The organism is Paenibacillus sp. Soil522, from assembly GCF_001428245.1.
GTDB lineage: Bacteria > Bacillota > Bacilli > Paenibacillales > Paenibacillaceae > Pristimantibacillus.
Map to the genome: position 1 here is coordinate 49,395 of NZ_LMRV01000049.1, position 7,187 is coordinate 56,581.

Consider the following 7,187-nt stretch of genomic DNA (forward strand, 5'->3'; position numbering starts at 1 on the left):
ACAACACTAAATATACTCGGTCATTCCATTTTCCTTCAGCAGTTCGACGATTTCTTTGACAGACTGCGCTTTGTCCTTGGGACAGATTAATAGTGCATCCCCGGTGTCCGCAATGATGAAGCCGTCTACGCCTATGGTCGTGATTAGTCTGCCGTTTCCGTATATGATCGAATTGCGTGTTTCTATGCCCATGTGATTCGCTTTTATAATGTTGCCCGATTCATCCGGAGGGAAGATCGCGCCAAGCGCATCCCAGCTGCCGATATCATTCCAGCCAAATTGGCCGGACAGAACAACGACTTCATCGGAGCGCTCAAGGATGCCGTAATCAATCGAAATGTTTTGAAGCGCCGGATAAATCCTATTAATGATTTCCTCTTCCTGCTCCGTACCCAGATAATCGCTGATTGGAAGCATCGTCTTATACAGCCGGGGCAGGTAACGCTTGAAATGATCAATAATAACGGATGTTTTCCAAATGAACATCCCGCTATTCCATAAATAATTACCTGACGACAGATAGCCTTGCGCTTTCTGGAAGCTCGGCTTTTCTACAAATTCAGCTACTTCGTATACGGCAACAGGTTTCGAAGCAATAGGCTCTCTATCAAAGGCGATGTAGCCGTAGCCGGTAGAAGGGAATGTCGGCTTAATTCCGATGGTTACGATTTTGTCCGTCTCCATCGCGAACGTACAGGCTTCGTCCAGCGTAAGCCGGAATTGTGCTTCATCCGTTATATAATGATCGGAAGGCAATACGACCATTAAAGAATTACCATGGGATTTTTCTATGGATAACGCCGCAAAAAGGATGCTGGCAGCCGTGTTTCGCGCAACAGGCTCTATCAATATATTACGACTTAATACGCTGCTATGCATGATGCTCTCTAGTAATACGGCTTGAGAACGATTCGTAACGATTACTGTATTTTCCTGAGGAATAATGCCTTTGAACCGTTCAATGGTATCGTTTAACATAATATCGTTTCCGCTAATATTTAGCAGCTGCTTCGGAATCTCTTGTCTGGAAAGCGGCCAAAAGCGGGTCCCGCCCCCGCCTGCAAGGATAGTCGCGAATTTATTCATGATGCATCACCGATTGGGCAATAGAGAAGGAAATGATGCTTTCCGAGCCTTGATTAAGGTTCAGCCCCGCCCCATGGATACCGTCAAAGCAAGCCCCGGTTTGAGGATCAATTAGAGGGATTTTTAATGAATTATGTCCTAAATACCATTCATAGCATAAGGCTGCATATTTCAGATAAGCAGGGTCTTGGAGCACGGTCGCGGCTTCCTTGCAAGCAAGAAGCATTTCGCATGCTTCAATCGGCTGTTCGTCGTAGGGAGCGGCCGTTCCGTCCCGCAGCAGCCAGCCATGGCTGCCAATCGGCTTATAATATCCTTCTATGGAGAAGGTTTTAGATGCCAGAAAATCCAAGCTTTCCTTGGCCGCTTCCTTCAAATTAGCGTTACCTGAAATACGGCATGCTTTTAAGAGTGCCCATGGAAGCATCGAGTTTCCGTAGGTAAGGCTGTCTTCAAACCAATTCCAACCGTTCCCCTTATTACGGATATACTGATTGTGCAGTCTGAACGACATATTATCGATGAGATCGATGATGAATGCTCTGGGCAGGAATGCCTTCTCTTCCGTGGTGCTTGGCGTGTGGGGATATGGAAAGGAGTAAGTTAAAGCTTTTGGGGTTTCTATCAGGTAACTTAGGCCGATTATGGCATAAGCCCCAGCACGGGGAGAACTGAGCGTACCGATAAGCGGCAATGCCTGATTAATTAAATAACGGCAGGTATTCAGTAAATTATCCGGCAGGGAGGAGGAGTGGGCGAGCGCGAATCCAAGCGCCCATACCGTGCGTCCTTGACAATCTTCAGATCCGCTATCCTCAACGAAAGTACGGTTATAATCCATAAAGTTTCTAAAGTTTCCAGCTGTATTCTGTGCGTGATGAATGAAGGAAATATAAGTATGAATAAGGGCCAACGTAACGGGGTCTTTTTTGCTGCTGTACAATAAAACGGCTGCGATTAATGCCCGTGCGTTATCATCTGTCGTATAGCCCTTAGAGCGGTCGGGAACACCAAACTTGGTATGCTGAAAAATGCCTGTATCATCCGTTATACTGCGCATATAATCGGACTTAAACTGCAGTATCGTTTGTACTTCCATTAAATCACACTCCTATTAGCTAACTCTGAAACCGCTATGTTCTCTTGAAAGATGGCGGCATAGGTTTTGGCGACTTCGTTCCACAGCATGGTTCTTCCGAGTTCAAGCGTGCGATTTTCCATTTCTTTTACTAGAGCAGGGTTATCCAGTAATTGGAGGATACATGCTTCCAAAGAGGCGGAATCGCGGAAGTTTGCCAGTAAGCCCCTGCCCTCTGCCAGCATTTCCTCAGCATACCGGTAAGGAGTGGAAACGATGACCCTTCCAATACCGACTCCGTATGCCAAAGTGCCGCTAACGGCCTGATCCTTGCCTAAATATGGAGTCATATAAATGTCTGACATGACAAGCGATTGAATGACTTCCTCCTGTGTCAACAGCTTGTCGACGAAGAGAACGTTATGCTTTAAATCAAACTCTTCCACAAGATCCATCAGCTTTTGCCTGTATACCTCGCCTGTTTCTTGTTTGACTACCGGATGCGTTTTCCCGAAAATGATATAGAGAGAATCCGGATGCTGTTTGACCACTCCGCACATGGCCTCTATGCTGTATTCAATTCCTTTGCCAGGGCTAAGGAAGCCAAAGGTCGATAAAATTTTCCGGTCCGCAAAGCCATATTGTTCTTTAAGCTTTGATCTTGATTCGGTTTTGACATTAGGCACCCCATGGTGAATGAAAGCTACTTTTGCGGCATCGATACCATAAATAGAGCTCAAATCCTTTACGGTAGACTGGGCCATCGTGATGACCTTCACGCTTAATTCCGCAACCCGATTCATGATGTGCCGCTGCTTAGCGGAAGGATTCGTTAACACCGTATGAAAAATAACGATATATGGAATACTTAGCCTTTCGACGAATGGAATCAAAAATTCTCCGCTTTCTCCGCCATAAATACCAAATTCATGCTGGATAACGAGAAGATTAACGTCTGACACGTTAAGATATTCGGCCGTTTCTATATAATCCGACAGCTTGTGCTGTTCTATTTCCCTCATCACTTGCTCTTGATAGAGGTAAGTTTCGTTGTTGTTGACCGCAATGATACAAGGCTTATTAAAGCCTTGAATATGATCGAATTCATCTAATAAATCTTGCGTAAATGTAGCAATGCCGCATTCTCTCGGCAGGCTGGTTCCTAGAAAAACGATATTCCGGTTTCTGATAGTCTTTTTCAAATAAACAGCCCCCATATTAATTTTTTGGACAAAAAAAAGAAATAAAGCGATCTTTGATCTTTATTTCTTTAGGTGAAGCGGTATTTTATTTTGTGAAAATTGAAAAATATTTCCTCTTCCACACTATAACATGACCATTTTTTCTTGTCAATTTTATTGACTCACTACCTTTTTCCAGATATATTGATCTAGGAGGTGTATGTGTGTCAGTCATACGCAGTAAATTAAAAGAAGTTATGGAAAATCATGATCCAAAATTATCGATACGTAAGCTTGCAAAAGATGTTAATTACCACTTTGATTCCGTTCGACGTATGTATAAGGATGAAATGGTACAGTATCCAAGGGATTTGCTGCTAAAGCTTTGTCTATATTTTAATGTCCAGCCGGGGCAGCTCATTGGAATCGAAGAGGATGAAGATCGCAATTGTGCGTTAGATGAATTGATTGATCATCAGGAGGACGACAATGAGAAGGAAAACGATAAAGGCGCAAACCTGTAAACAGCTCCTGGATACCTTTTATGCGCAGCCCCGCCTGACGAAAGTGGAGAAGCTGACATTCTCCGGGGTTGGAAATCGGGATGTATATAATATAACGGCCCCGTTTCAGTATGACGGGGAGGAAGTGATCTTAGGAAGAGTTGAGGAACGGGACAGCGAGTTCTCTCAAGTCTTCTTTTTTACATGCTACAATCAGGTTTGGAGTCCCCGTATACATACACATACCTATAATTTGCAGGACCCATGCAAAACCGTCATCAAGGGTGAATTAATCATTGGCGGAGTTGAAGTCATTACCGCGGAAGATGATCCGGGCAAGATCGTGTCATGGGTCACTCAATTTTACCGCGGGTTCCAAATTGATTCGTTATGTCACTTCTCCTCCGGACCAGGAACGATGAAGGATATCCGTCTCATTGAGCTTGCGGATGGCAGGATAGGCATATTTACAAGGCCGCAAGGAACAAGAGGCGGAAGAGGGCAAATCGGATTTACGATAATCGATTCGCTGGAGGAGCTCAATGAGCAAACCTTCCTTGATGCAGAAATGTTTCAAGATCAATTCGTTCCCGAAGAATGGGGAGGCGCGAACGAAGCGCATTTATTGAAGAATGGCCATGTAGGCGTTTTGGGGCATATCGCCTGCTTTGATGAATTAGGGAACAAGCATTATTATTCGATGGTCTTCTCGATAAACCCCGAAACCTGCGAGAAAACGCCAATAAAAATCATTGCCTCAAGAAGCGATTTTCCAAGCGGCCCCGGCAAACGGCCGGAACTGGAGGATGTTATTTTTAGCGGCGGGCTTATACGGTCAGGCAATGGCCGAGCCGTGCTTTCCGTTGGTGTTAGCGATGCCGAGGCTTATCAGATTGAAATCCCTGATCCATTTATGGATTATGAATCATGAGAAATGGTTCATTTGACTAGATTCTATGGTCATGTTACAATCCTTTTGACAAGAATTTATGGTCAAAAGAGAGCGGGAACAAACAAATGAGTAAATTTATTCAATTTAACAAGCGCACTGGCGAAACGAAGTCTCACTTGAATCAAGCAAGAAAACAGGGACGAATCCCGGCTGTATTGTATGGAATTGGTAAAGATACGATGTCATTAGAAGTTAATGAAAAGGAAATGCTGGACATTTTGAAAAAAAATCCGCGGTCTATTCTGCAGGGCAAGACATCCGATGAAATCGTGATGCCGGTCATTGTTCAGAACGTCCAAAGGGAAACCATGTCGGGCAAATTACTGCATGTCGACTTTCACCATGTGAACATGACGGAAAGCATGGATAGCAAAGTAACCATCCATTTTTCAGGAGAGGCTATCGGTGTGAAATCCGGCGGGGTACTGCAGGTGGAAATGTATGAAATAGATGTCCGCTGCATGCCGGGAGATTTGCCGTCTTCAATGGAAGTAGATATAAGCGGCCTTGCTGCTGGCGCCCAGCTTCTCGTTTCCGACCTGATCTTCAAGGATGGAATTGAAGTGTTGACTGATCCGAATACGGTCATGATCCAGATCAAAACGGTGCATGCGGAAATTGAAGAAACAGCCTAATAGATTTCGTCTAAATAGAGCAAAAACAGCCCGTTCCTCGTCAAAGAGGGCGGGCTGTTTTTTTGTTTCCTTTTAGCGGGTCCCGACTTTCTTGGAACGGAAGAACATTTTTTTGCCAACAGATTTAATTAATGTGGGTTTATAATGAAAACAGACGGTTATGACTTAATCAACCAGTTGAAGGGGAATCAAAATGAAAAAAATATTATTGAAGTATATGACCAGATTTACAACACTTAACGATGAAGAACAACAGGCCATCGCTGAAGCGATACTTATTGAAGAATATAAAAAAGGAACAATGCTCCTTAGACAAGGCGATATTCCGACTAAATGTTATTTCGTATTGAAGGGATGTGTTAGGCAGTATTCTATAGATGAAACAGGAAAAGAAGTCACATCCAATTTCTACACAGAAGAACAAGCCATTTCGAATTTTAATCATCATAAACAAGATAAGTCATCCGCGTACTCTTTAACTTGTATAGAAGATTGTATATTAGTCGTTGGTGACCTTGACTCCGAAGAGGACATGTATAACAAATACTCACAATTAGAAGCAATGACACGCAAGATGATCGAGCAAAATTTTGGTGAGGTACAAGATGAACTGGCTTCATTTATCGCATCTGCACCAGAAGAGCGCTACAAAGCATTATTACGGAAACGACCTCATTTAGTCGACCGTGTACCCCAACATCAATTGGCGAGTTATCTTGGTATTACCCCAGAGTCATTAAGCAGAATCAAGAAACGGATCAATAAAGATACATTTTAGATAGCTGTTCATACACCTTTAGAGACTTTTCCTCCTCTTAACAGCAGCCATATACCAAAGCCCAATTCTCCTACAATCATTGGCACAGTAAATACAATGTTAAGTATTGAAATTACCCCATCATATTGTGGAAGAAACGTTTTACATAGGTGAATAACAATATAGCCTATTGAAGCAAGCAACAATAAGAGACCAATGACTTTGGGTATGCTGTCTGATTTGAAAGCCAAATAGCCCACAATCATTAGATGCCCGCCAAAAATGATCAAACCAATAGACCAAATCGATTCAAAGGCATCAAAAAACAGCATCATAAGTGCTTGAAGTTGATCGATTTTAAATAATGATAAATAGTCCGTACCTTTCGAGAGAAGCAATACAAATATCAAATTCAGTATGGCCATTCCCAATATAGCCGCATAGGTAAGACGGAGCCATGCACCGAGCAATGAAAGGCTTTTATTAATCGGCTCCAGGAAGATATAGAAAGCCCAGGCGACCACAATGTCAGTTATCAGGATGATGACCCACCCAAAGATTTCAGCTTTGAAAAGCATATTTGATGACGTGATGTTGTTAAATGTGGCACTCGCATCGCCTTGCACCACGAGGCTTTCATGGACAAAACCATAGGAAAAAAATGCAGCAAGTGCCATGATGATAAGTGATATGCCAGCAGTCAGAGCAGATTTTCTTTGATACGACGGTTCTTTTACTGAGTTAGCCATAAGATATCCCCCTATATTACATTGTTGATTTTTATTGTAATAGGAAGATTATGATTGGTCATTGACTTAAATCAAGCGTGCAAAGCACGCTCACCAAATCCTATGCATACAAATGAACCAGTCCGCTTTAAGTGGACTGGTTTTTTGCGTGCGCCCAGCATGGGCGCTATCTCTAGGGTTCGAGTCCCGAATGGTGAAGGCAGTAGTAGCCATAGCTTAAGGCAAGGGTGTCCATCGCGAGGTGGA

The 7,187-nt window shown here is 43.3% G+C and carries 8 protein-coding genes; 4 read left to right on the forward strand and 4 right to left on the reverse strand.

Annotated features, from left to right (window positions below; genetic code table 11):
* Positions 1–6: 6 nt before the first annotated feature.
* The 3 genes from ASG81_RS16505 to ASG81_RS16515 are packed head-to-tail and all read right to left on the reverse strand — an operon-like array spanning position 7 to position 3,366.
* A complete protein-coding gene (locus ASG81_RS16505; RefSeq protein WP_056636403.1) occupies positions 7–1,086 on the reverse strand; it encodes a mannose-1-phosphate guanylyltransferase in 1,080 nt (359 codons plus the stop codon).
* Entirely contained in the window at positions 1,079–2,185 is a 1,107-nt protein-coding gene (locus ASG81_RS16510) for a hypothetical protein (protein WP_056636405.1), read from the reverse strand. The genes ASG81_RS16505 and ASG81_RS16510 overlap by 8 nt, the downstream gene beginning before the upstream one ends.
* A complete protein-coding gene (locus tag ASG81_RS16515; protein WP_235548902.1) occupies positions 2,185–3,366 on the reverse strand; it encodes a glycosyltransferase family 4 protein in 1,182 nt (393 codons plus the stop codon). Before ASG81_RS16515 ends, ASG81_RS16510 begins: the two co-directional genes overlap by 1 nt.
* Positions 3,367–3,569: 203 nt before the next feature.
* Between ASG81_RS16515 and ASG81_RS16520 the strand changes: the two genes are divergently transcribed.
* From ASG81_RS16520 to ASG81_RS16535, 4 genes are all read left to right on the forward strand, one after another.
* Positions 3,570–3,869: a helix-turn-helix domain-containing protein gene (locus ASG81_RS16520; RefSeq protein WP_235548903.1), complete on the forward strand. Its 300-nt coding sequence runs from the start codon at positions 3,570–3,572 to the stop codon at positions 3,867–3,869.
* Positions 3,835–4,779 (forward strand): DUF1861 family protein, encoded by a 945-nt coding sequence (locus ASG81_RS16525; RefSeq protein ID WP_056636409.1) that lies wholly within the window; start codon positions 3,835–3,837, stop codon positions 4,777–4,779. The genes ASG81_RS16520 and ASG81_RS16525 overlap by 35 nt, the downstream gene beginning before the upstream one ends.
* Before the next feature lie 86 nt (positions 4,780–4,865).
* Positions 4,866–5,435: a 50S ribosomal protein L25 gene (locus ASG81_RS16530; RefSeq protein WP_056636410.1), complete on the forward strand. Its 570-nt coding sequence runs from the start codon at positions 4,866–4,868 to the stop codon at positions 5,433–5,435.
* A 193-nt stretch (positions 5,436–5,628) separates the two neighbouring features.
* Positions 5,629–6,213 carry a Crp/Fnr family transcriptional regulator gene (locus ASG81_RS16535; RefSeq protein WP_056636412.1) on the forward strand — a complete coding sequence of 195 codons (585 nt, stop codon included), beginning with the start codon at positions 5,629–5,631 and terminating at the stop codon, positions 6,211–6,213.
* Positions 6,214–6,221: 8 nt separating this feature from the next.
* Here the strand turns inward: ASG81_RS16535 and ASG81_RS16540 are convergent, their stop codons facing one another.
* The gene (locus ASG81_RS16540; protein ID WP_056636415.1) at positions 6,222–6,941 is read right to left on the reverse strand and encodes a DUF4386 domain-containing protein; all 720 of its coding nucleotides are present in this window, start codon (positions 6,939–6,941) and stop codon (positions 6,222–6,224) included.
* Between the last annotated feature and the right edge of the window lie 246 nt (positions 6,942–7,187).